This window comes from Microbulbifer sp. MLAF003 (genome assembly GCF_030012965.1).
Lineage (GTDB): Bacteria > Pseudomonadota > Gammaproteobacteria > Pseudomonadales > Cellvibrionaceae > Microbulbifer > Microbulbifer variabilis.
The window spans coordinates 1,985,647-2,011,043 of sequence record NZ_CP120232.1; the positions used below are offsets into that span (position 1 = coordinate 1,985,647).

The 25,397-nt window shown below is 50.1% G+C and carries 12 protein-coding genes, 2 tRNA genes and 3 pseudogenes; 8 read left to right on the forward strand and 9 right to left on the reverse strand.

The features are described from left to right. Nucleotides 1-326: 326 nt before the first annotated feature. The 5 genes and pseudogenes from P3339_RS09750 to P3339_RS09770 all read left to right on the forward strand — a co-directional run bounded on the left by P3339_RS09750 (nt 327) and on the right by P3339_RS09770 (nt 5,764). Nucleotides 327-2,500: pseudogene (locus tag P3339_RS09750) on the forward strand (DUF6351 family protein). A gap of 98 nt (nt 2,501-2,598) precedes the next feature. Further along, a tRNA-Val gene (locus P3339_RS09755) sits at nt 2,599-2,674 on the forward strand. Between the two features lie 27 nt (nt 2,675-2,701). Further along, nucleotides 2,702-2,778, forward strand: a tRNA-Asp gene (locus tag P3339_RS09760). Nucleotides 2,779-3,653: 875 nt separating this feature from the next. Then, complete coding sequence (locus P3339_RS09765; RefSeq protein WP_282953251.1) at nt 3,654-4,643, forward strand: 1-aminocyclopropane-1-carboxylate deaminase/D-cysteine desulfhydrase; 990 nt, start codon at nt 3,654-3,656, stop codon at nt 4,641-4,643. A gap of 245 nt (nt 4,644-4,888) precedes the next feature. Next, nucleotides 4,889-5,764 (forward strand): NAD(+) kinase, encoded by an 876-nt coding sequence (locus P3339_RS09770; protein WP_026305068.1) that lies wholly within the window; start codon nt 4,889-4,891, stop codon nt 5,762-5,764. A 537-nt stretch (nt 5,765-6,301) separates the two neighbouring features. Here P3339_RS09770 and P3339_RS09775 read toward each other — a convergent pair. The 6 genes from P3339_RS09775 to P3339_RS09800 form a co-directional block, all read right to left on the reverse strand. Next, nucleotides 6,302-8,092: a BatD family protein gene (locus P3339_RS09775; protein WP_282953252.1), complete on the reverse strand. Its 1,791-nt coding sequence runs from the start codon at nt 8,090-8,092 to the stop codon at nt 6,302-6,304. Continuing rightward, nucleotides 8,053-9,924 (reverse strand): VWA domain-containing protein, encoded by a 1,872-nt coding sequence (locus tag P3339_RS09780; RefSeq protein WP_020413119.1) that lies wholly within the window; start codon nt 9,922-9,924, stop codon nt 8,053-8,055. Before P3339_RS09780 ends, P3339_RS09775 begins: the two co-directional genes overlap by 40 nt. Beyond that, complete coding sequence (locus P3339_RS09785) at nt 9,921-10,961, reverse strand: vWA domain-containing protein (RefSeq protein ID WP_020413118.1); 1,041 nt, start codon at nt 10,959-10,961, stop codon at nt 9,921-9,923. The genes P3339_RS09780 and P3339_RS09785 overlap by 4 nt, the downstream gene beginning before the upstream one ends. Then, entirely contained in the window at nt 10,954-11,505 is a 552-nt protein-coding gene (locus P3339_RS09790; protein WP_282953253.1) for a DUF4381 domain-containing protein, read from the reverse strand. Before P3339_RS09790 ends, P3339_RS09785 begins: the two co-directional genes overlap by 8 nt. An 85-nt stretch (nt 11,506-11,590) precedes the next feature. Then, nucleotides 11,591-12,562, reverse strand: coding sequence for a DUF58 domain-containing protein (locus P3339_RS09795; protein ID WP_282953254.1), 972 nt, complete (start codon nt 12,560-12,562; stop codon nt 11,591-11,593). Continuing rightward, on the reverse strand, nt 12,562-13,533 hold the full coding sequence (locus P3339_RS09800) for an AAA family ATPase (RefSeq protein WP_020413115.1): 972 nt from the start codon (nt 13,531-13,533) through the stop codon (nt 12,562-12,564). The genes P3339_RS09795 and P3339_RS09800 overlap by 1 nt, the downstream gene beginning before the upstream one ends. Before the next feature lie 315 nt (nt 13,534-13,848). Between P3339_RS09800 and P3339_RS09805 the strand changes: the two genes are divergently transcribed. Next, the gene (locus tag P3339_RS09805) at nt 13,849-18,756 is read left to right on the forward strand and encodes an NAD-glutamate dehydrogenase (RefSeq protein ID WP_282953574.1); all 4,908 of its coding nucleotides are present in this window, start codon (nt 13,849-13,851) and stop codon (nt 18,754-18,756) included. Nucleotides 18,757-18,872: 116 nt separating this feature from the next. Further along, a pseudogene (locus tag P3339_RS09810) lies at nt 18,873-19,912 on the forward strand (quinone-dependent dihydroorotate dehydrogenase). A gap of 128 nt (nt 19,913-20,040) precedes the next feature. Here the strand turns inward: P3339_RS09810 and rmf are convergent. After that, the gene (rmf, locus tag P3339_RS09815; protein WP_020413112.1) at nt 20,041-20,292 is read right to left on the reverse strand and encodes a ribosome modulation factor; all 252 of its coding nucleotides are present in this window, start codon (nt 20,290-20,292) and stop codon (nt 20,041-20,043) included. Nucleotides 20,293-20,739: 447 nt separating this feature from the next. Here rmf and rlmKL point away from each other — a divergent pair. Further along, a pseudogene (gene rlmKL / locus P3339_RS09820) lies at nt 20,740-22,928 on the forward strand (bifunctional 23S rRNA (guanine(2069)-N(7))-methyltransferase RlmK/23S rRNA (guanine(2445)-N(2))-methyltransferase RlmL). Between the two features lie 82 nt (nt 22,929-23,010). Here the strand turns inward: rlmKL and P3339_RS09825 are convergent. Both P3339_RS09825 and P3339_RS09830 read right to left on the reverse strand, forming a co-directional pair. Next, nucleotides 23,011-23,700, reverse strand: a complete 690-nt coding sequence (locus tag P3339_RS09825) for a formylglycine-generating enzyme family protein (RefSeq protein WP_282953255.1) — start codon at nt 23,698-23,700, stop codon at nt 23,011-23,013. Continuing rightward, nucleotides 23,688-25,388 (reverse strand): serine/threonine-protein kinase, encoded by a 1,701-nt coding sequence (locus tag P3339_RS09830; protein ID WP_282953256.1) that lies wholly within the window; start codon nt 25,386-25,388, stop codon nt 23,688-23,690. The genes P3339_RS09825 and P3339_RS09830 overlap by 13 nt, the downstream gene beginning before the upstream one ends. Between the last annotated feature and the right edge of the window lie 9 nt (nt 25,389-25,397).

The following is a 25,397-nucleotide window of genomic DNA, read 5'->3' on the forward strand; positions in this document are numbered from 1 at the left end:
GATATCTGCTTCCGGCTACTGATACTTTGGCCCTAGATGTCCTGACCGGCGCCAACTAGCGGCTGCCTTGCTTATCCCTTCATATAATCAACCTGTACCAGATACAGAAGTTGACGGCTGTGGAGGCGTTTATGTCGACAAGGGGAGCATGGTTTCTCTCAGTTTTTTTCTTGTTCTTGCTGGCTGTGTTGGGAGCAGTTGCGTGGGTTGCGTATGAGAAGCTGCCAAAAGTACATGGAAAAGTAGATGCTCCTGTACTGGGGGTGCCTAGTGGCGCACTAAATTATGACCCTACACCTGCATATACTGGTCCTCATCCGAGGATGATGTCTCGCCCGCCAGAATACTTTCCATTTCCGATCTCGATAGGTGAAGTTGGCCCTGTGGAGACCCTGTTTACCGGTCCATCCAAGTATCCATTCTTTTGCGGTAGAAATGCCATTACGAATAAACAGCCGTTGGTCGATAACCAGGTGAAAGAGGGGGTACCTGTTTTTGCGCTGAATGAGGCAGGCGAAAAAACAAAGGAAGTTATTGGATATAGTCGCGACTGTAGTCATGCAACTGAGGTTACCTATTTCTATCGCAGTACAACTGATGGAAAGTTTCGCTATCTGTTTGAGGCGCGAAATGATATTGATAAAGTGACTGTAAATGGGCGCCAAGTGGATTTCATTATACGCGTAGAGACAGGCACTATAAATCGGCATTTCTATGCGATTGCTGCTTTGCGGGGGGATGGGGAAACTGCAGAGGCACCTAATGGCAGCAATTGGAACCGGCGGTTGATTTATCAATTTAGGGGAGGTGTCGGTATTGGGGGGCGCCAAGGTAACCTCAATAAAGGCGATGTAACCAGGCGGCGAGTGGATCAGTTGGCGCGTGGATATGCAATTGTTTACTCGACAGCAAACCAAACCCGCAACCACTACAATATGTGGCTGGCGGAGGATACAGCGCGTCGATTAAAGAAGCAGTTCGAAGCCCTTTATGGCGAGCCAATGTATACAGTGGGTATAGGTGGATCGGGGGGGCTATCCAGCAGTACTTGTTTGCCCAAAATGCCCCTGGTTTATTGGATGCTGTAATCCCTCTCTACTCGTATCCGGATATGGTCACTCAGACTATCTACGCATTCGATTGTGAGCCGCTGGAATACTTCTTTGATGTGCAGGATGCCGATAATCCTCGCTGGAAGAGTGTAGAGGAGCGTTCAATTCTTCAGGGGCTCGCTGCTAACCCTGAAGTGAATAGTCGCTTCCACATGATCAACGTTGCAGCTTCTTTATTTGATAGCCGCTATAGGAACCGAGCTCGAGGGGCAACGGAGTGTGTGGAAGGGTGGCGAGGGCTGGTGCCCTTGGTTAACAACCCTAACTTTGTACATTTTTTTAAGAGTTTTTCTACCTCTGTTGTAGATAATGTCCACTGGACTCATTGGGAGAACCTGCGTCAATTCTATGGCGCTGGAGAGAATGGTTATGCCAATAGTACTTGGGATAATGAAGGTGTTCAGTATGGTTTAAAGGCACTGGTAAATGGGGATATAAGCATCGATACCTTTTTAAAGGTGAATGCATCTATTGGAGGGTGGAAGGCACAGGAAAACCAGAGTGATGAAAAGTTGTGGTTTCTAAACGGAGGCTTATTGCCAGTGAAGCTATCTGTTTGGAGCGAGCAAAATTTAAACTTGGGTACAATTGCAAAGCCGGCAAAACGGAGCCGCGCAAGTATGGAGGCGATTAATGGGATCTACCGGTCGGGCCATGTTTTTCTAGGAGATGTTGAGATTCCGATAGTGGATATGCGCCACTATCTGGATAAAGAGCCCGATATGCACCATAGCTCAGCTTCTTTTTCTGCACGTGAGCGTATTCGCCGTGCTCGGGGTCATGCAGACAACCACTTGATCTGGGTGAGTCACAAGGACCACAACCCAGTGGATGAAGCGCTCGATATAGTTGATCGCTGGATGCAGAACATTATTAATAATCCTTCGAAGGGTGTGGTAGGCAATCGGCCTGAAGGTGCCAACGACCGCTGCTTTGACCGGGAGGGCAATGTACTAGCGGCTGGCCCTGAAGTTTGGAATGGTGAATGGAACGGCTTGGCTTCCGGGAAATGTATGCGCGAGTACCCGATTCATAGCACTTCCAGGCAGGTGGCCGGTGCACCGATTACTGATGATATTTTCAAGTGTGCATTACAGCCTGTAGAGAGAGCCTTGGCAAAAGGCGTATATGGTCCTCACACGGAAGAAATTACTGGACGAATTGATGATTTGCTGCGCATTTTTCCTACTGGGGTGTGTAACTTCAATGAGCAGGATTTGGCGCGTCCTAAGGAGCAGTTAATTCCAATGGAAATCCCTGTGAAGATAGCTGGTCACTTGATTGATCCCGACTATCGGCAGGGCAAAATTATGCAGGAGGTGAGTGTGGATGAGGTGGATGTGATGGCTGCACCGGTTTCTGCTCCCTCTGAAGAGGCCCAAGATTAGTAACTCTTACTTTTGGCGCGAAAATTGTTGACAATAAATTCCAATCCGGTAATATGCGCCTCGCTCAAGGGGGCAAGGCCCTTAAAGAAAAGAGCATCGGGTGGTTAGCTCAGTTGGGAGAGCGACGGCCTTACAAGCCGTAGGTCACAGGTTCGACCCCTGTACCACCCACCAACTTCTTTCTAAGAAGTTTGCTACCGAGGACCGGTAGTTCAGTTGGTTAGAATGCCGGCCTGTCACGCCGGAGGTCGCGGGTTCGAGTCCCGTCCGGTCCGCCAGATTAAAAAAGGCCCGCACGAAAGTGCGGGCCTTTTTTGTGGCTGTTTAGGCTGGGGAAACATTTCTGTGGTCGCCGATATTGAATAATTTTCGACCTTCAGCTGTTAATATACTCACAAGTCATATCGGTTATGTGGCAAGCTTCTGAGTTTCTTGCTCTGCCTATAAAGGCCTGAGTTCTAGTTAAATACCGCCTGCTAGCCGGAAGTATCATACCTGCCGACAATCTTCACCCCCATCCCCTTTTAGGTAGATTGTTCCTTCAGGGGGCTTTGAGGTGTATGGTTATGGATATATAGTCATTTTACTGGCAGTTCAGTAATTTAAGGTGGGTTCATATTCCTTGTTGATTTGAGGTGACTACAGAATTGGACCTGGTGCAAGATAGGGCTGCAGGTCAGTCTCCCCGGAAGTAGGTTTATGCGGAAGTCGCATTGCGAGGCTAGCTGTCGTTACTGCACCACATGAACCTGGCTGAAGCTTTTGCATTTTGTAGTTATTTTTATGTATTCCGACAATTGTTTGGCACGGCATCTGCTCGAAAAATTATTGTATGAACTACTGCATCTAAATTGAAGCCGCTTTTTGGATATGGTGATATTGGCCCATTCGTACCGAAGCCTTTTTCAGTTGAAATGCAGGCTATAGGCTGGCTTGGTTATGATGTGGAAGCTTGTTCTTTAGTACACCTCAATTTCTTTTGGATTAATTGTCGCCTCGTGGTTTTAAAAACATTAATGTGTGCCTAATTAGAATATTGATGTTTTGGTTTAAGTTGGTAAAGGGAAATGCTCTTGGCAGAGCGGATAATAAGATTAATGTATCTGATAGGTGCCCCCCAAATAGGCATAATAGTTTTTTATAAGGTTTGTCCATGATGCCCCATTTTTTAGACCGACTAGATCTTCAGGTATTTACTGATGCAGCTTTTCGAATTCCATACCAGCAGGTTAGAGGCGGCTTGTTTCCTGGTTTGGATGTTTGGGTCAGGCGTGACGATTTGATCGATCCACTAATATCAGGAAATAAGGCTTACAAACTTATCCATAATTTGATTGAGGCCAGAAATCAAAGGGCTGAGACAATTGTTACATGCGGCGGGGCTTGGTCAAACCATATACACTCAGTTGCAGCCTCTGGAGCTCGCTTTGGCATTAATACTATAGGTATTATTCGCGGTGAAAGGCCGCCGGTGCTTAGTGCTACTTTACGGGATGCTGAACGCCTTGGAATGAAATTAATTTTTGTAACAAGAGCGCAGTATCGACGACGCTATGAATCGGGCTTTATAGAGGAGTTGGGGCTTGAAAATCAAGGCGTCTACTTTGTACCTGAGGGGGGCTCTAATCTGGCTGGCGTGCGAGGTGCTCAATTATTGGGACGTGTAATAGAGTGCACGGCGCCAGTAGATTTTGATCAAGTTTGGGTAGCCTGTGGGACTGGAGCTACCTTTGCTGGGCTTAGTTCAAGTATTCAGAGATCGTCTGTTGTTGGGGTTGAGGTTTTAAAAGCAGGGGAGAGTGTTCGGAAAAGCGCACAACATTGGCTTACTGTGCTTGGCCAATCTTCAGAGATTAACAAGAGTATCCAGGCTGGAGTGCAAGTGCCTCACCTCTTGTCTAATGAAAGAATGGGGTGTTTGTTGGGGGGATATCATGGAGGAGGCTATGGGAAGCTCTCAGCGGAATTAAGAGAGTTACAACGTATACTCGAAGATCACTCTGGGATCCCGATTGAGTCTGTTTATATTGTGAAGTTATTTAATGCCCTTCAAAAGATTAATAATAGTGGAAATATCTCTCATGGGGAGCGTGTTCTTATAGTTCATTCCGGGGGCCTTCAGGGAAGGCGCGGTTATGAATAGGAGTTGCTCAAATATTAGGTGAGGTGACGTAATGAACCTCTTAAATCTACAAGGTTGTCGGGAAAGTGTGCGTCGTAGTCTATGATGACTTTGTACTTTCTCCTGACTTCTGCAAGTTCGACTGAAAAGTTAGTCTCCGGCATAATGGGGGTTTGGGCTCTCGGGGTTTCACCTAGCCAGTTAGTATCGACTGAGCGGGTATTCAGCTGGCTGTTGAGGGGTACTAAATATGTATAGGGGGAATGGTGACTGAGTTTCAAAATATAGGTCTAATTGGTCGTACAGAAAGTGAGAGTGCAGTTATATCACTCGAGCGCTTAATGTCATTCCTTCAAAAAGAAGGTTATTCAATAGTTCTGGAAACTAATACGGCAGAGGCGCTATCAGGGCACAATGTTAGAGTGTCTTCCAAGGAGCGGCTTGGCGAATTGTGTGATTTAGTTATTGTTGTTGGTGGTGACGGAAGTCTTCTTGGGGCAGCTAGGGCGCTTGCTAAGTATAGTGTTCCGCTATTGGGGGTTAATCGGGGACGTTTAGGTTTCTTAACAGATATTATGCCAGGCCAGGTTGAAGAAAAGGTTGGGGAGGTGTTGTCTGGTAAGTATATGGCTGAGAGTCGATTTTTATTAGATATGTCTGTCACGAGAGCCGGAAAGCAAGTTGGCAAGGGGGCTGCTCTCAATGATGTGGTGCTCCATCCGGGTGAGTTTATTCGGATGATTGAATTTGATTTGTATATTGATGGTCAGTTCGTATATACACAGAGATCGGATGGTTTAATCGTTTCCACTCCAACAGGCTCAACAGCCTATGCGCTTTCTGGTGGGGGGCCTATTATGCACCCTAAGCTAGATGCAATTGTCCTGGTGCCTCTTAATCCTCATACGCTAAGCAGTCGTCCTATAGTTGTGGAAGGTAGCAGTGAGTTTAAACTCATAATTGGTGAACATAATATTGCTAAGCCATATGTCACTTGTGATGGACATGATCAGGTTATTACGCGGCCTGGAGATGTAATTAGAATTCATAAAAAGCCACATCGATTAACATTGATTCATCCTTTAGATCATAATTTTTATGAGATTTGCCGCTCTAAATTAAATTGGCAAAAAACTAGTTAGTGTGTATTTAAGCTGCGGGTCTAGAACTCTAATTTATTTATAGTTATAGGGTTAGAAGGTTTTCAGCTAGGTAGAGTGATGGGCTATAGATTTTTAAGATTTGCACCAATGGAAAGTTATCCTGAGGTTCTGTTTGTTGCGGCCTGGGCAACTTCTCAGTGGTAAGCTTTTTAATATGGATGCTATGATTCGTATGGTCTGTCCTGTATTTTTTCAGTTAATTAGATTTCCCTGATTGGGATTTATCTCTGTACCCCAAAAAATCATTGAAAATGCCACAGGAAAAGAGGTGCACTTTTAACAATAGTTCTTTTTGTTGGTGCTTAGATAGGTCACTCTAAACGTTAAGGTCAAGAGTGTGTTTAGGGGGCGTCCGCACCAGTGGTGAGATTTTATAGTGGTTTGATTCTTTGTTGCTTGATGTTATGAGTAGATAAACTTCCTTTATCAAAAAAATATTAAGTGATAATAGTAGAGCTCACCCCTCTTTTTGGAGGGGTGCATGTTTGCAGTCTTTTTTGTGGGCGGAGGTATTACTTAGGTAAATAATTTCGGTAAAGATTCTTCTTCTGTGCTTTCCGAAAAAGGCAATTGCTTTTCCAGCAACCGTTCCACTAAAACTTTGACTTTCTGTTGATTCAACGGCCGTGGCTGTTCTTGATATATAGCTGCGCTTAAGAGTCCATGAAGCTCTTCAAGCTCTTCAAAAGCTAATTGTTGGGTACTTTCTGTGAGGTTGCTGCCTCTTAGCTGGGGCCAGCGTACATGAATCCAATCTAAAAGAGCTTTTTGGATGTATAACGGTGTTCCACTATCCACAGCCCTCCTTAGAGCTGATTCTCGCTGTGCCGCCGTATTCCTCGGAGTTTGGTGGCTGTTTGGCCTGTGGCTGTTCCAGCGAGTTCGGTAAAAATAGATAACCCACAGTAAGTGTGATGCGATTGCCGCTATAGCCAAGTTGCGCCAAAAGTAGTCCTGGATTTCTAGGCTTGTAGTGTTAGAGGCCGGGGAGGGTAATTGACCAGGTTCTTGATTTTGCGGTGAGGTTGCTGCTGTACCACTGACATTAAAACGAAAAGCTGGTAACTGAGTGGCCCGCTGTTTTTTACTCTTGGTGTCCCACCAGGTAACAGTAATAGCGGGGAGTTGGTAGTCACCAGGCTGGGTGGCAACGATTGCAGTGGTTTCTATACGGCTGCCGGTTACTCCATTTGGGCCAACCTGGTCCTCTTGTTGGGGTTGGTCTGGATAAGTCTTAAGCCCTTCTACGTCAAGCTTGGGCAATGGTGGGAGTTGGGCGGCTCTCAGACCTTCAGCGCGAATAGTGAGGATGCGAGTGATAGGCTCGCCGACAGTAAATGTATCTGGGTCCTGACTCCAACTCTGCACGATCCCCAGGCTCGCAGCTGGTAGCCAGTCAATTCCACTATAACTATCCGGCTTCGGAAGCACTTCTATTGTTTTCGCTTGTGAGCGCAGGCGTAGGCGTTGGCTATTTCGATTAAACAGAGAGAAGGGATCTCTGCGCCCAGCAATGGCTACATAAGTCAGAGCAGGGATGGAGAGTTGACCGGAGCTATCTGGGAAGACCGCATAAGTAAGCTCGTATACCGCATGGCTAATACCATCCAGCTTGCGCTCATAGCGCTGTTCATCAACTTTTTCTACGTGAGCACCGGCAACCTGGAGTGGCTCTGTGGCTATATCGTGTAAGCCAATAGTGGTGTACAGGCGTACTTTGACCAGTATCTGTTCTTGTACATAGGCTTTATCTTTATCCAGCTCAATTTCCAAAAATGCCTTGCGGTTGGTGCCATCAGGAGTATTGCCTGCTTCACTAACCGTGACTGGAATCGCATCTGATACTTGGCCTTTGTAGTGGAAAGATGGTATGAACAGTTTTCCTTCACGCTTGGGCGCGAGTGTAAGCGTCCACTCTACAAAGCTTTCTGCGCGGCCATTTATTACCCGGTATTGATTGGATTGCTGTCTGGAGAGGATATCGAAATCCTGCTCAAGTTGCTCAAGGTCAGGTTGCCCGCCGTTTTCATCGCCGGAGTAGCGCACACGTAAGTTGACAGTTTCATCGATGCCTATTTTATTCCTATCGACAGTGGCTGTTAGGTCACTGGCGAAACTAAGGTTGCTGCCACCAAGTAACAGCAAAAAAAGAACAGGTGATAGAGGCCAAGTTGGCTGAATACGCTGTTTATCATTTGCTTTTCGTTTACGTGTACCATTAACTTTTCCGAAATTAGGGCACTCAGAAATCCATAAGTGGTGAACTTTTACCACCTCTGCGTAGCGCCATTTTCTGGGGGCTCCCACTCCCCACTGCGATAGGCCCGGCGTCTTTGCAGGCTTTCATACTTGAATTTCTCACGCATCAAACCAGCGGGATCGTCAGGGATTTGCCGCAGCCACTGATCCAGCGCTTGCTGGGTTTCTGGGTCCAGGGTGTTTTCCTTCGCATTAGCGGGTTGCTCTTGTTCCCGCCCCTCTTCTTGTTCCTTTTCATCCTGCTGAGCTTTTTGTTGTTCCTGTTCCTGGTTTTCCTGCTGCTCGCTTGCAGTCTGTTGTTGCTGTGCCGATTGTTCTTGCTCCTGTCCCTCGGATTCCTGCTGCGAGGCTTGGGATTCACTAGTTGACGGTTGTTGCTGGTCTTCCTGCTGCTGGTCCTGTTGACTTTGCTGTTGTTGATTTCCGGACTGTTGTTCTTGCTCTTGTTGTTCCTGTTTTTGTTGTTCCCCGGATTGCTGCTGAGCTTGTTGTTGCTGGCGTTCGTGCAGCTCCTGCAGCTTTTTCGCGATCTCCCGATTATGCTCTGCGTCGGCAAATTGAGGAGCCTGTTCCAGGGCCTTATCGTAAGCTTCGATTGCCTGCTGGTAATTGCCCTGCTGGACGAGACTATTGCCGAGGTTGTAGAGCGCTTGAGGATCGCTATTTAAGGAGAAGTCTTTTTGGGCGGCTGCGTAGTCTCCGGCCCGGTAATTGGCGGCGCCGCGCCATTGTGGGTTGCGGAAAGTTTCTGCCGCTTGGCCGGGCTCCCCCTCATTAAGCAGTTTCTGGCCCTGCTGGTCCTTCCGCTGCCACAAATCCTTCCATTCCAGCGCATAGCTGTCGCTGGGAAAGCCTACTAGCAATGCAAAGGGTAGAGCACAGGCTAGGGCCCCCTTACGAAATAAAAGCGCGGCAAATGGCAGTATGAGCAGAATGAGCAGAGGGCCCTCATCCCGCCACTGGTCGAATTCCCTTTCGGTCAGTTCAGCTTTTTGGGGGCTCTCAGAGTGGGGAAGAAGGTGCTCGATATCAGAGTCGTTCACGGTGATTTTTGCATAGCGGCCCCCGCTATCTTGAGCGAGCTGGCGGAGTTCACGGGGGTCGAAATTGGAAATGACGATCGCCCCTTTACTATCGGTGACAAAGCCGCCGCTATTTCCCCGGGGAATGGGGCTGCCTTCGCCGCTACCGACCGCGAGAATATTTAGCTCAACGTTGGCCTCCGAAAGAGACTTTGCCACAGCATCCGCTGCGATAGGGTCAATGCCGTCAGTGACAGCCAGGAGCTGACCGCGCCCGGTAGCGCCATCTTTTAATAACTGAATGCCTGTGGTGACTGCCATTTCTATATTACTGCCAGGCACAGGCATGATTGCTGGGGATAGGGCAGGCACCAGGTTGGCAATCGTAGCAGTATCTTCGGTGAGCGGTGTTACTACATGGGCCTCGCCGGCATAGGCGACCAGGGCTGTCAGCCCATCCTGGCGCTCGCGTAGGATATCCAGGATTTTCAAGCGTGCCCTGGTTAGGCGGTTAGGGGAGAGATCTGTCGCCATCATGGATGGAGACAGGTCCAGGAGTATGACTAGGGCATCCTGACTGCTGTATACCGGCGTTGGTAATTTTCGCCAGGTTGGCCCGGCCAAGGAGATGATCATTGCCGCCAATATGGCAAATATCAGGGCAAACAGCCACGGACGCCTGGTGCCGCCACGCATTAAGAGATGCGGTAGCAAATCGGCATCGATAATCTTTTGTAACTGTGCGCTGTTGAGAATGGTCCTTCCCAATCCCCAACAAATCAGAGCGGCAGGAATTAGTAACCACAGCCAGTAGGGGCGTAGGAAATGAAAGGTCTGGAGAAGGTCTGGAATACTCACAGGGCCTTGCCTCCGGTATTAAGTCTCTGTTTGGTGCTGCTTTGCAGCTCTCTCATATTGGTTGCTAAAGGGAGGATGGCCCAGGTTCCTGCAAGCAGTAGAGCTATTCCTAGAGGCCAAATAAACAGCGATTTTAGCGGTCGATAACTTTCCGCTTCCTGTTCAACTGGCTCCAATTCGTCCAGCTCAGCGTAGATTTTGGCAAGCTCCTGAGGGTTGTGCGCTCGGAAATAGCGCCCTCCGGTTTCATCTGCAATAGCTTGAAGGGTTTTGCTATCCAAGTCTCGGGAGGGGTTAATACGGCGACTGCCAAAACGACTGCCGAGCAACCCGGGCTGCACCATCTCCTCCGCTCCAACGCCAATGGTATAGACAGTAATCCCGGCCTGTTGTGCCAGCTCTGCCGCTTTTAGTGGCGATACCTCTCCTGCGGTATTGGCACCATCGGTTAGGAGTATGAGGACTCTTTGATCCGCGGGGCGCTGTGTAAGCCTTTTTACAGATAAACCTATTGCATCCCCGATAGCAGTGCCCTGGCCTGCAAAACCAATCTGGGCTTCGCGCAATAATGTGCCCACGGTTTCCCGGTCGTAAGTGAGAGGTGCCTGGAGGTAAGCGCGAGTACCAAACAACACTAGTCCCAACCGGTCTCCCTGGCGGCGTTCTACAAAATCTCCAACTACCTGTTTGACGGCGTTTATGCGCATCGCTGGCCGGCCGCCCAGCATCATATCCGGGGTTTCCATGCTGCCGGAGATGTCTACTGCGACTAAAAGATCACGGGCGCTACTGGTCTGGGTGATTGGCTCGCCGTACCACCGGGGTCGAGCGGCGGCACTTATTAGTAGCAGCCAAATCACAATGAGTAATAGTAAGCCGAAGTAGTTGCGCTGCTCGCCGCCACTGCGCTGGGATAGGTCAGCGTAAAAAGGAACCTTTAAAGCGCTGCTGATAGGCTTGGCTCTGGGGAGTAGCCAGCGGGCAAGTAATGGCAAAGGTATGAGAATGAAAACCCACGGCCAAGCGAATTCAAACACCGGCAGCCTCCTTGTGTACTAATGCAGAGGGCTGGTGGGACTGCAGACCGTGTATTTTCACCCAGGTGATTGCATATTCGCGTAGTGCCTGGTTATTTCGAGGGTCAGAAACTCCACGGTAGAGTTGCTCCAGTAGAGCTTGGCGTGCATCTGGAGGGCACTTATGGGCTGCAGATTTCTCCAGGAAGCTCAGCCATTGATCACCGGTGAGGTTTCCACAATGAGATCTACCAAAGGTAGTTACGGCAACACGCTTGAGGATCTCATTAATTTCTGCGGTAGCTGTTGCCTGAGTATTATCTACAGCTTCCAGCAGTTTAATAGCCTCAATACGGTAGCGATTGCGCGCCGCTTTTTTACGTTGGTATCTGACTAACAGGGTGATTCCCAAAACGCTTAACAAGAGTATTGTGGCGAGAATCCACCAACCGGGAGCCGGTGGCCACCAGCTGATGGGGGTCGGTTCCTGAATATCGTAAAGTTGCGCCAATAGCTCCTGGGCTTCCGGTGAAGGACTTTGCATTTGTTGCTGTTTTCTCAACATGCTTCCCCCATCGAAGGCTTTGCCATCTCACCTGCGAAATAGAGTTCTAGCACCAAAAACACATTTGCATCCTTATCCGTCACAGCTACTGCCTTTTATTCTTATGCCAACCATTTTGTTGGCGTGAGCCGTAGAATGATATCAACTCAGGCACTAGGGGCTTGGTGTTATCAAAATCCAGCAATGGCAATCGGTGTCGGCGGCAAAGCTGTTCGACGTCGGTCCGTATTTGCGCCTGCTTTTCTGCGAAATGATCGCGCAGGGGCTTGTTGCCTGCATTCAGAAATGTGCGTTGGCGACCATCGGATATCGTGAGTGATTGAGTCGGTAAATGTAGCTCTAGTGGATCGGTAATCCGAATCACTTGTAAATCCGCATGTCGCGATAGTAGGTATAGGGATTGAGAGCAGTGGGCATCCAGATCATGGCAGTCACTAATCAGAAATAAAGCGCTACCGGGGCGGGCGATACGCCGAGTCTCTTCCAGAAGGTTTTTCATGGTTTGGCTGCCGCTTTCCGCTACAGGACTGCACAATTCTGCAGCTCTGGCCACGGTACTATGTATCATTGACAGCACTGCGTGGTGACTGCGTCGCGGTCTGACTGTATCTATTTCGCGGTCGGAAAAAAGTAGGGCGCCAATGCGGTCGCTGTGCTGGAGCCCAGCCCAGCCTAGTGCTGCGGCAATTCCACTTGCAGCGACAGACTTGAAGGCTCGATGGCTGCCAAAAAACATTGGCGAACGCAGATCCAAAAGGATTATAACGGGCCTTTCTCTCTCCTCCTGATAAAGCTTGGTGTGGGTTTTTCCTGTGCGGGCTGTTACACGCCAGTCGATAGAGCGGACATCATCGCCAGCCTGATAGTCTCGCACCTCTTCAAAATTCATCCCGCGTCCGCGGTAGCGAGTCAGCAGGTTGCCTGCTTGGTCGCTACGTACAAGGCGCGGCTTGAATAATTGCAGCTGGCGTGCAACATATCGCATTTGTACAAGTGAGCCCACCTCTGGGTAAGCCCCGCGTAAGTCGAATTCCGTTGGGGAGGTTGCCGCGTGCATTAGATTGCCGGTACCTGCTGCAGAAGGCGTTGGATGACATGGTCGGTCGTGATACCAGCGGCCTCGGCCTCAAAGCTAAGCAGCAAGCGGTGACGAAGAATATCTGGTGCCACGTCCATAACATCATCGGGTGTAACATAATCTCGGCCTGCGAGCCATGCTCGTGCGCGTGCACAGCGGTCGAGAGCAATTGTTGCTCGCGGACTGGCACCAAAATCTAGCCATGAAGCCAGCTCGCTGTCATACTTCGCCGGTTCGCGCGTAGCAATGACAAGTTGGACAGTATAGGTCTCCACAGCTTCAACCATCTGCATTTCCAGAATCTGGTTGCGGGCCTGGAAAATTGTCTCCTGGTTAATAATATCTGAGGGGCGATTTTCGCCAAGAGTAGCCTCGGATCTGGCCAGCCGCAGGATTTTTGCTTCCGCCTCTGCGTTGGGGTAGGCAAGATTCACCTGCATCAGGAATCTGTCCAATTGGGCTTCAGGTAGAGGATAAGTCCCCTCCTGCTCAATAGGGTTTTGGGTGGCCATCACCAAAAATAATTGCGGTAGCGGATAGGTTTTGCGGCCTACACTGATCTGTCGCTCGGCCATGGCCTCCAGCAGCGCCGACTGTACTTTGGCCGGCGCGCGATTTATCTCATCGGCCAGGATCAGGTTGTGAAATACCGGTCCGGGTTGAAAATGGAACTCTCCGGTTTCCGGCCTGTAGATGTCGGTGCCGGTAATATCTGCCGGTAGCAGATCTGGCGTAAATTGAACGCGATGGAAGTCTCCCTCAATAGCTTCACCCAATGTTTTAATCGCCTTGGTTTTGGCGAGGCCTGGGGCGCCCTCAACCAGCAGGTGGCCATCCGCAAGCAAGGCAATCAATATGCGATTAACCAGTGTCTCCTGACCGATAATCTGCTCTTCCAGCCAGTTGCCCAATGCGATAATGCGATCTCTGAAATTCCGGTTTGCTTCCATAGCGTCTCTTCTTTTGCGATTGCGCCTACCCTGTCGATTTGGGTGGCTATCTACCATCTTTTATATATAGTCGCCGCCAAGAAGGTGGGGCACGTCGATTTTAGCGGCATCAGATGAAGAGGCAACCACTGAGCACGCACACACTTGTTAAGCGACATAATTCGAGGAGGCTCTGGTGCCTTCCCGAAGGCTAAGTGAAAGTTTAATTTTTAGGACTCTCTCCTGCAGCACACAGGGATGAGATGACTATCTTTTCGGATCTGCAGTCTTTGGATTCGATGTGACAAAAATGAGATTGGGAGGTTCCCCGTGAATATGGCGACGGTGATTACCGATAGCCGTGAGGAATTGGTGGCACAAATTTGTGAGCTGATTCGTGACAAGCTGGCGAGTGAAGCGGAGCCTGTTGTGGCTTTTGCGCAGCAGTTCCTGCACCAGTATCCACTGGAGGACCTGGAAGGCCGGCGCTTGGTGGATGTTTACGGTTGCATCTATTCCTGGTGGAACTTTATTCAGCAGCGCTCAGATGATTTACCTAAGGTGCGTATCTTCAATCCGCGTCTGGAGGATGATGGCTGGGAGTGTTCACATACGGTGATTGGCATCCTTGTACGAGATATGCCATTTCTGGTTGACTCGGTACGTATGGAGGTCAACCAAAGAAATACGGTTATTCACTCGATCAAGAGCACAGTCTTGCATCTTGAGCGCAATGCCGGCGGTAAATTGAAGCACTTGCTTCCGCCCCGCGATGAATCTCTCGATCTCTCTTATGAGCACGTTTCAGGAAAAGAGCACAAACCCGCCAAGATGCTCAATGAGGCGCTGATTTATATTGAGGTAAATCATGATACCTCAACAGAGTTTGCCTCCAGTTTGTCGTCGGCATTAAAGGATATACTTGGCGATGTAGAGCTGGTGGTCGATGATTACGCGCCAATGCTCGAGACCTGTAGTGCGATGGAGGGCCAGTTGCGTGCGGGGCTATCCGAAGATGAAACTAATTTGCTGGAGGCTTGTGCCTTCATGCAATGGATGCGAGATGGCAACTTCACGTTTCTTGGGTATCGGGAATATGAGTTTAGCCAGGTAGGTGATAAGAAAATTCTCAGCGAGGTGGAAGATCGCCGCCTGGGGATTTTCAAAAAGTTGGAAGAAGCTGCAGCCCCCATGCCTGAGACAGCGTTTAGCGAAGGTAAGCAGCGCTTTTATCAAGGCCCCAACTACTTAACTTTTGCCAAGTCCTCAGTTAAATCCCGAGTGCATCGCAGTGCTTATTCTGACTATGTGATGGTCAAACGCTATAACGCTGAAGGTGAGGTGATTGGAGAGTCTGCCTTTATGGGGCTCTATACCTCTCCGGTTTACACTGAAAGCCCGGCGAAAATACCGATTATACGCCGCAAGATGGCTTCTATGATTGAGTCCAGTGGTCTTTCCGGTCATGGTCACGACGGTAAGGCACTGCGTAGGATTCTGGATACTTTTCCCCGCGATGAATTGTTCCAGGGCAGTACCCAGGAGTTATTCGATGTAGTCATGGGGGTGCTGAGCTTAAATGAACGCGCGCATATCCGCTTGTTTATGCGTCGCGATCCATTCGGCAAATTTGTCACTGCAACAGTGTATGTACCGCGGGAGCAGTTCAGCAGTAGTGTACGTGAACTGATTTGCTCCCATATTGCCAAGGCGATCAAGGCCAAGGATTCAGACTTCACTACCTTTTTCTCCGAGTCGATTCTCGCCCGGGTGCACTTTGTTTTCCGTGTTTCACCCGATGAGCCTGTAGATATAGATGTGGCGCTGTTGGAGGCGCAGATTGTGGATATAACCCGCTCCTGGGAAGATGTATTTCAGAGATCACTTATTGACAGCAGCGGTGAGGAAGAGGGCAATCGTCTTTTCCGCATCTTTGGCCGTGCCTTCCCCGCTGGCTACCGCGAGGATTTTGAGCCGCGAATTGCCGTACAGGATGTAGCTGCGATCCAAGGGCTCAGTGAAAATAATCGGGTGGCAATGAGTTTTTACCAGCCGGTTGGTGCGGCCCAGGGCAGCCTGCGTTTTAAAGTGTTTAACTGGGGTAGCGGCCTCACTCTTTCCGATGTAATCCCTGTGTTGGAGAACCTCGGCTTAAGGGTAATTGGTGAATTCCCCTATACCATTCGTCCCTGTGGTGGGACCGATGTATGGATGCACGAATTCCACCTGGAGTTCGGTTTGCCCACCAAGATTGATGCACAGGCATCCCGGGGTTTATTCCAGGACGCCTTTGCCGCTATTTGGAATCATACCGCCGAGAGTGATGCCTTTAATCGCCTGGTACTTGCCGCGCGTTTGAACTGGCGCGAAGTATCCATGCTGAGAGCTTACGCTCGCTACCTCAAGCAGACCAAATCCAGTGCCAGTCAGAGTTATATTGCCGCGACTCTTGCCAGCCACGTGGAAATCACCCGTAACCTGGTAGCTCTTTTCCGTGCCCTGTTTGATCCGCGACTCAGCACAGGCAAGCAGGAGCAGACACGGGTTGAGCGTTTGATTAGCAAGATTCACGACAATCTCGATAGTGTCGAAAACCTGAATGAAGACCTGGTGTTGCGCCGCTATCTGGAGCTGATACTTGCGACTTTGCGTACCAACTTCTTCCAGACTGACGCAGAGGGTGAGCCTAAAGATTACATCTCAATTAAATTCAGCCCGCGGGATATTCCCGGTATCCCGGAGCCACGTCCTGAATTTGAAATTTTTGTCTACTCGCCGAGGGTAGAGGGGGTGCATCTACGTGGCAGTAAGGTGGCACGCGGTGGCCTGCGCTGGTCGGATCGCTTGGAAGATTTCCGTACAGAAGTGCTAGGGCTGGTTAAAGCCCAGGCAGTAAAAAATGCAGTGATTGTGCCCAGCGGAGCGAAGGGAGGCTTTGTGATGCGTCGTCCGCCGGCGGACGGCAGTCGCGAAGCTCTGATGGAAGAGGGTATTGCCTGCTACAAAACATTTATCCGTGGATTATTGGATATTACCGATAACCTGAAAGATGGTGAGATAGTGCCGCCTAAGCTGGTGGTGCGCCGAGACGAGGATGATCCTTACCTGGTCGTGGCTGCTGATAAGGGAACTGCAACTTTCTCTGATATTGCCAATAGCATCGCTGAGGATTATGGCTTTTGGTTGGGCGATGCCTTTGCCTCAGGTGGTAGCCAGGGGTATGACCATAAGAAAATGGGAATCACCGCCCGGGGTGCCTGGGTGTCGGTACAGAGACACTTCCGTGAAATGGGAGTGGATGTCCAGCGAGAGGACTTTTCCGTAGTGGGAATCGGTGATATGGGAGGGGATGTGTTCGGTAATGGCATGTTGCTGTCTGAACATATTCGCCTGAAAGCCGCTTTCAACCACATGCATATTTTTATTGACCCAAGCCCGGATGCCGCCTCGAGTTTTGAAGAGCGCAAGCGCTTATTTGATTTGCCGCGCTCAAGTTGGCGCGATTATAACCGTGACCTGATCTCAAAAGGTGGCGGTATCTTTGAGCGCCGTGTAAAGGCAATCAAGATTTCTCCGGAGATGAAGGAAGCCTTCGATATTAAAGAAGATCAACTTACACCCAATGAGTTGATTAGTGCGCTGCTGCGAGCACCGGTAGATTTAATCTGGAACGGTGGTATTGGCACTTATGTTAAAGCAGCTACCGAATCAGATGCAGAAGTTGGGGACAAGTCCAATGACCACTTGCGCGTGAATGGTCTTGAGCTGCGTGCCAAGGTCTTTGGTGAGGGCGGTAATTTGGGTATGACCCAACGCGGGCGAATTGAATTTGCGCTTAATGGTGGTCGCTGTAATACCGACTTTATTGACAATGCTGCCGGCGTGGACTGCTCGGACCACGAAGTGAATATCAAGATTCTGCTCGATAAGGTTGTGGCTAGTGGAGACCTGACCGACAAACAGCGAAACCAGTTGCTGCATGGCATGACTGACTCTGTGAGCGATCTTGTGCTGCACAATAACTATGATCAGACTCGAGCCTTGAGCGTGGCTGAGTACCAGGTTTCCATGCGCTTGGATGAATATCGCCGCACGATTAACACGCTTGAGGATGATGGCCGTCTGAATCGCGCATTGGAGTTTATCCCTGACAATGAACAGATTTCTGAACGCGTGCACAAAGGGCAGACCCTAACAAGGCCAGAACTGTCGGTATTGATCTCCTACGTGAAGGTGAAGCTCAAAGAGGAATTGCAAGGCGCAGAGATTACCGACAACCCCCGCGTGCGCGAAGCTGTAGAGTCCGCCTTCCCGGCAGAGCTGGTTAAGCGCTATAAAGAGCAGGTTTACGAGCATCCACTCTTGCGCCAGATAGTATCCACCCAGGTGGCCAACGAACTGGTCAACAGTATGGGTATTACCTTTTATAACCGCATCAGTACGGCTACCGGCGCAGATGTAAATGATGTTGCAGCAGCTTATGTCAGTGCCCGCGATGTCTACAAAATGCCGGAGTTTCAGGAGCAGCTGGCGGAACTGGATTACAAAGTGCCCGCTGAGCTGCAAACTGAACTGCTGAATTCAATGATCGGTCGGGTTCGACGCGCTACGCGCTGGTTCCTGCGCAATCGTCGCAGTGAGCTGGAGCCGGCACAAAACTGCGAGTTGTTCCAGGAGTCGGTGCAGCGGGTAATCAAGGCTTTGCCGAAAGTCTTGAGCGGCGACCCTCTCACCGAATGGGAGCAGCGTTACCAGAAGCTGCTGGAAGCAGGGGTACCAGAATCTTTGGCGCTATTGTCGGCATCACCCACTTATCTGTACTCAGCCCTCGGTATTTCCGAATCGGCCCGCGCCAGCGAGAGACCGGTAGAAGAGGTGGCCACTGTCTATTTCAGGCTCTCTGATGAGTTGAATTTGCACTGGTTTGGTAATCTGATCGTGGATTTGCCGGTGGATAGTTTCTGGCAGGCACAGGCCAGGGAAACCAGTATGGATGATCTGGATAGCCAACTCTCGACGCTGGCAGTGAACATTATGCGCTTGGCCGGCGATGAGAAATTGGATGTAGATAGTGCAATGTCGCGCTGGAGCGCTATCATGGCGCCAGCTATTCAGCGTTGGCACAATATGATTGCCGAGTTGAAGGCTTCCGCTGTCAGTGACTTTGCGATGTTCACCGTGGCCCTGCGCGAGTTAATGTACCTCGCCCATGCCACTGCTGATCGCGAAGATCTGGCAGAGTAAGCTAGCCAGGCTTGCTGAGAGGCCACCCTTGGGTGGCCTCTCGTTTGTATGCTAAAACACATGGCTCCACTTGTTGCCATCTGGTGGGTGGGGCTGGCTCCTATTTAAGGAAAGGTATGTATTCGACTCTGCGTAAAGCTTTGTTTGCGCTCGACCCTGAGCGGGCCCACCACCTCTCATTGGATGCGATCGGTGCCGCCGAGCGCCTCGGCTTAATGTCCCTGTTTAAGAAGCCGATAGCGCACGATCCGGTAGAGCTGATGGGGTTGACCCTGCCCAACCCTGTGGGACTGGCCGCAGGTCTGGACAAGAATGCGCAGGCTTTCAACGGATTGGGGGCTTTGGGCTTTGGTTTTGTAGAGGTGGGTACTGTGACTCCGCGGCCACAGCCCGGCAACCCTCTACCGCGATTGTTCCGAGTAGAAGAGGCTGACGCCATTATTAATCGCATGGGGTTCAATAACCTTGGCGTTGATTACCTGATCGAGCGTGTAAAACATCGCCGCTACAAAGGTGTACTGGGTATCAATGTGGGCAAGAACTTCGATACACCGGTGGAGAAGGCCGCAGATGACTACTGTCTGTGCATGGAGAAAGTCTATCGCTATGCCGATTACATTACTGCCAATGTATCCTCTCCCAATACCAAGGGACTGCGCGACCTGCAGTTTGGCGACAGCCTCAACCGGTTACTGGGAAGTATCAAAGACAAGCAGATGCAGTTAGCTCAAAAGAGTGACCGCTATGTGCCGGTGGCTGTGAAGATTGCTCCGGATATGGATGGTGATGCCATTGCGCAGATTGCCGAAGCGCTGTGTGAATACAGCATTGACGGTGTAATCGCGACCAATACGACTATCGATAAATCATTGGTTTCCAATCTGCCGCATGGTACGGAGGAGGGGGACTTAGTGGCAAGCCACTGCAGCAGCGTTCCACCCAGGTGATTGCCCAGCTATCCGAGGCCTTGGAAAAGCAGATACCAATTATTGGTGTTGGTGGCATTTTCGATGGGGATAGTGCTGCTGAGAAAATTCGCGCTGGGGCTACAGCTGTACAGGTATATACCGGATTTATTTACCGTGGGCCTAGGCTGATTCGTGAGGCAGTGGAGGCTATTGCGTTGGAGCGCCGCCGTCGCTCGGAAGATGATTAGAGGTCGAAGCGCCCAGCCTGAGAAATTCTGATTGAGCTGGGTGGTGAGCAAATGTTTAGCGCGCCTGCATAGAGGCGCACTATCTATTTTGGGCTTGGTTTTGTAGATAAACGCTCAGGTTATGTGTTCTAAATAGTACTCCACCCATCGGGATACTGAATATCGGTGGAAATAGCGCCATAGATCTCCAATTTTTGCGCCTTTGTAATCCTATCAAAGCCGTTCCAGTAGTCTTCCCGCCCTTCACGCCAGCCGTTTACCCATTCCTGATGGGGATCGCTTTCGACAAAAGGGCAGCTGTCAATGGACTTATTGTTTAGGGCGGCCAAATAACCCTTGTAGAAGGCCCTGTCGGCGTGATTGCGTTTTTGGCGTCTCATCAATACGGCACCTCTGCTTGTAGATGTTCGGATTGCTACGCGGCGTGATGGATGCTCGTTACAGTTTTATTGCATCAATATTTTGAGTCTAGTGAATCTTTCCTTCGGGCAGCCACGTACGATTCCTGTCACTCCTCCACATTCCAAGAATACTGTGAAGGTGGGGCGATCGGAAAATCTGACTCAGTAACCTGTGAGTGGTATTAATTTGGGCATAAAAAATCATATGACTAAATGGACACTGTGTTCCAGGAGGAGCCTGGCGTAGGCGGAGCCGAGCCAAAATGGGATAATCGCGCCAGAAAGGTGGCGATTTTAAATAGCTGAGAGGAAGGTGACCCCAATTTTCTGATGGCTGCGCAACCTCTTTTTCAAATTGGCACCTACAGGTGCGAAATCCCCCATTTTGCAGGGGTTAATTGAGTAATAGTTTTGACAGACCCTCATATGGAAGAATTTCAGTTTACTGCGACTTGTCCCAAAGGCTTGGAGAGCTTACTTGTCGAGGAATTGCGCACTCTAGGTGCTGATATCAGGCGGGAGCAGCCTGCGGCAGTGCATTTCTCTGGCTCTCTTGAGGTAGCCTATCGTTGTTGCCTCTGGAGTCGCCTGGCGAATCGTATTTTGTTGCAACTGGAGCAAGTTCGTATCAGCAGTGCAGATGACTTGTATCGGGCCGTTGCTGCACAGCCCTGGGAACAACATATCCGGCCGTCTGGCAAGCTTTGGCTGCAGTTTTCGGGGACAAACCGTGAGATTCGCAATAGCCAGTTTGGCGCACAAAAGACCAAGGATGCCATTGTCGATCGCCTGCGTAACCAGACTGGTGCCAGACCAACAATTGATAAACATCATCCAGATCTCACGGTGGCTTTACGTCTCAACCGCGACAGGTTAGATATTGCTGTCGATCTCAGTGGTGATAGCTTGCACAAAAGAGGTTATAGAACCCATATTGGCGCGGCACCCTTGAAGGAAAACCTGGCTGCGGCGTTGCTTTTGCGTTCTCGATGGCCTCAGATCGCAGCTGATGGGGGAGCGCTGCTGGATCCAATGTGTGGTTCTGGCACCATTCTGATTGAGGCAGCCATGATTGCGGCAGATATCGCTCCAGGGCTCTTTCGAGAGAGCTTTGGTTTTGAGCGTTGGCTCAATCATCAAAGTGATATCTGGAATAACCTGCGGGAGGAAGCACTACAGCGCCGCGCCGCAGGCATGGAAAAGAAACTGCCGGAGATTCGTGGCTATGATGCGGATGCGAAGGTGCTATTTGCTGCCGAAGCTAACATCGACCGGGCGGGCCTTGAGCGCCAGGTTAGGGTTAGCTGTCGCCCTGTAGGATCCTTTAAGGTGCCAAGCCATCGAGAGGTTAAACCCGGTTTGGTGCTGACCAACCCGCCCTATGGCGAGCGCCTGGGTGAGCAAGAGGCCCTGCGCGAAACTTATGCGGAGCTGGGCCGCCAACTAAAGTCGGAATTTGCCGGTTGGCAGGTTGGTGTTTTCACTGGTAATCCCGAATTGGGCTACTCCACCGGGTTGCGTTCTCATAAACATTACCAGCTATATAACGGCAGTATCCCCAGCCAATTATTGCTATTCCAAGTACACCAGCAGAGTGAATCGGGCCAAGCGACTGACAGGGCGCGTAAGCTGTCCGTCGAAGCTGAAATGGTGGCCAACCGCCTGCGTAAAAATCTGCGAACTACCGGCAAATGGGCAAACAGAAATGGTGTTGATTGCTACCGCCTTTACGATGCAGATTTACCTGAGTATTCAGCGGCGGTGGATTTGTACAAAACCATAGATGGAACTCTGTATGCGCACCTTCAGGAGTATCGCCCTCCGGCCAGTATTGATGAAGGAAAAGCCCGTAATCGACTGCGTGATTTGCTTCGAGCTGTTCAGTGTGTTCTGGAGTTGCCCCGTGCAAATATCAGTATCAAAGAGAGACGTCGCCATAGTCACAAGAGTGGACAAAAGGGAGGTGGCCAGTACCAGAAGCAGGCAAAAGCGGGAACTACTCTGTGGGTGCGAGAGTATGGTGCAGAGTTTGAAGTCGACTTGTGGAGCTATCTCGATACTGGGCTGTTCCTCGATCATCGTCCTGTGCGCAAGTATCTGCGTGAACTAGCCTCTGGTAAGAAGTTTTTAAATTTGTTCTGCTACACCGCCAGTGCGACTGTACAGGCAGCCAGGGGGGCTGTGTGCAGAGTACTAGTGTGGATATGTCTAGAACATATCAAGCCTGGGCTGCGCGTAATTTCCGTGCGAATAATATGGACCCCTACAAACACCAACTGGTAGAGGCGGACTGCTTGCAGTGGCTGATGTCAGCACAGCAAAATCGTAAAGGACACTACGACCTTATCTTCCTTGACCCCCCGAGTTTCTCTAATTCTGCCAAGATGCGTGGAGTATTGGATGTCCAGCGCGACCACGGGAAGCTGGTACGCCAATGTATGGCTTTACTGGCACCGGGGGGAACCTTGGTTTTTTCTAATAACCTGCGCAGTTTTAGGATGGATGAGGATGTAATCAGGGACTTTTCTGTTAAGTGCCTGCAGTTGCTGGATAAGGATTTCCAAAGAAATCCGAAGATTCATAATGTGTGGGAGATTCGGTCTGCACACCAGTAGCAGGTGGCCAGTGAAGGTCTAATTTTACTTAAAGCCCGAGAGAGAAAATCACTCGGGCTTTTTTATTTCTTAGGGTATTTATTCAGTTGAGTTCCATTACCACTCGAATGCCAACATCTTTGTTGCGGCTGTGGTCATTAAGCCCCTTGCGGTAATCTGCTCCAATTTTGTTTGCCGGATCACGCATTGATCCCCCGCGAACACTGCGTAGCTTGCAATTGGCCATTTCCAGTGGGCGGGCGCTGTTCTGATTTATATCGTAGCCAGGTTGGTAACAGTCCTGAACCCATTCTGCAACATTGCCTGCCGTGTCAAATAATCCAAATGGATTGGCCTGGTAGTGGCCTGTTGGCCCTGTTTTCGCACTAAACAGGTTATTGAATTCGCTATTGCAACCACGTCGACAATTAGCCTTACCGCGTGCATCACTGCTCCCCCACCAGAGTGGCTGAGTGCTGTTACCTCTTGCTGCATACTCCCATTCAGCTTCGGAGGCTAACCGGTATTTAAGTCCTGTCTCCCTGGATAGCCATTCGACATATCTCTGGGCATCTTGCCAACTCACATTGATAACCGGCCTGCCTTTGCGACCCCAGCCAGTATCATTTGGTTGGGCGTTACCGGTGGCAAGCGCAAAGCGATCATACTCGTCGAAGGTAATTTCATGAGTGGATATGGCAAATGCTTTTTCAATTTTCACTTGGTGAGCAGGGCTACTGAAACTATATCGATTGCTGCCCATAGTAAAGCTGCCTGCGCCTACAACCACCATTTTGGGGCCCTGGCCCCTGAAGATAAATTGGAGCGAATTTTTTTGCCAGCAAAGTAGGCTTTATTGAGTTTTATCGATAGTGCAATATCCCGATCCTCAATTTCGATCCAGCGGCGAACCCTGGTAAATCCTTTTTTACTTATTTCCAGGTCATATCTTCCTGGTTCCAGCTGAATTCCCGGCTCATAGCGCGGAGCAATGTTCATGATACGAATACGCGTATCCGTGGGAATTGTATTGACATTAAGAGCGAAAGATTTTGGGTTTTGTTTTTCGCGTGGTACTTCTTCAGTAAAAGTGTTTTCTGGTCCCTCAGGTAAAATTAATGCACTGGAAGCCTCTGACGTGGAGGTTTTCGAAACTTGATTTGTTCCGTGCGGCTCCTGGCTAAAGCTTGCTGACGGGGAGGGTGAATCGGTAGGCAGGATGATCCCCCTTGCCGATTCGGCAGTGTCGTTTTCGGCGAAGCTAGTGTTTTGGTCTCCGAGAGTATTGATTCCGAGGAGATTGGCTGAGAAATCGCCGGCCCCATCTAAAAATGGCAACCCAGTTCGCCAATGGGTATTAGCGCTGATCAGACTGAAAATACCCAAAAAGATAATCAGGGAAGCAGTGAGGACTCCGCTCATAAGCCAGGGGCGTCTATGCCTGCTAGGTTCACTGAGTAGCTGACGTAGGCGTACCAGAGTATCCTGCTCTGTGCGCCCTGGGTTTGTACTCTCTGGATCTGATTTCGTTTGCAATAGGCTGGTTAAACGATCACCGAGGCTGCTGAATAAAGTGAGTAGCAGGGCGCGAGCCAGGCTGGATACGCCGAGGGAAGCATTATTCAATTGGCTAATTTGGTGGCCTGGTTTGCCAGCAAGCGTAGCAACCAATTGGTCTGAGGCATCTGCCACATCCAACCCGCGTTGAAATCGTCTACTGGGGTCTTTAGCGAGGAATTGTTCAATTAACGGTTGGTACAGCGCGTGGCGCGCCGGCAATTTGGGAATAGGGTCGGTGAGGTGCTTGATAGCAATGGCCACGGCTTCTTCAGCTTGGTAAGGTACTGCACCGGTTAACATTTCGTAAAAAACTATACCGAGACTGTACAAGTCTGCACGGCCGTCGATAGCAGCACCGCGGGCCTGCTCTGGGCTCATATAATAGGGTGTTCCCACCACCATGCCGCTATTGGTCATACGAGTGGTGTGAGCCACAGCTCGTGCTACTCCGAAATCGCTCAGTACTGCAGAGCCGTCCTCCCGAAACAGGATATTCTCTGGCTTGAGATCCCGATGCACGTAGCCTTTGCTATGGGAGTGGTCTAATGCCATAGCGATCTGTCGCACGACATTTAGGGCCTCCAGCGGATCCAGTGGACCTTTTGCAAGTCGTTCGGATACTGAACCGCCTGGCATATAGTCCATGGCGATATAGTTGAGACTGCGATAGCGGCCGATATCGTGAATGCCAACAATATTGGGGTGAGACAGTTGCCCGACAATGTTGGCTTCTCGCTGAAAGCGCTCGCTAAAAATGGGGTCGGCATTCAAAACCGGTGACATAACCTTCAGGGCCACCTGGCGTCCTACGCTACGTTGGATCGCCAAATACACTGTGGACATACCGCCCTGATTTATTTTTCTGACGATTCGATAGCCAGGTATTTGCAGCGGCGAGTTGCCGCCATTAATGGCTTCCATTATGTGCTG

Excerpts from the sequence above, each read along its gene's own strand:
- P3339_RS09765 (WP_282953251.1), top strand. The coding sequence starts at position 3,654 with ATGATGCCCCATTTTTTAGACCGACTAGATCTTCAGGTATTTACTGAT.
- P3339_RS09790 (WP_282953253.1), bottom strand. The coding sequence starts at position 11,505 with ATGTTGAGAAAACAGCAACAAATGCAAAGTCCTTCACCGGAAGCCCAG.
- P3339_RS09795 (WP_282953254.1), bottom strand. The coding sequence starts at position 12,562 with ATGCACGCGGCAACCTCCCCAACGGAATTCGACTTACGCGGGGCTTAC.
- P3339_RS09800 (WP_020413115.1), bottom strand. The coding sequence starts at position 13,533 with ATGGAAGCAAACCGGAATTTCAGAGATCGCATTATCGCATTGGGCAAC.
- P3339_RS09805 (WP_282953574.1), top strand. The coding sequence starts at position 13,849 with ATGGCGACGGTGATTACCGATAGCCGTGAGGAATTGGTGGCACAAATT.
- rmf (WP_020413112.1), bottom strand. The coding sequence starts at position 20,292 with ATGAGACGCCAAAAACGCAATCACGCCGACAGGGCCTTCTACAAGGGT.
- P3339_RS09825 (WP_282953255.1), bottom strand. The coding sequence starts at position 23,700 with ATGGTGGTTGTAGGCGCAGGCAGCTTTACTATGGGCAGCAATCGATAT.
- P3339_RS09830 (WP_282953256.1), bottom strand. The coding sequence starts at position 25,388 with ATGGAAGCCATTAATGGCGGCAACTCGCCGCTGCAAATACCTGGCTAT.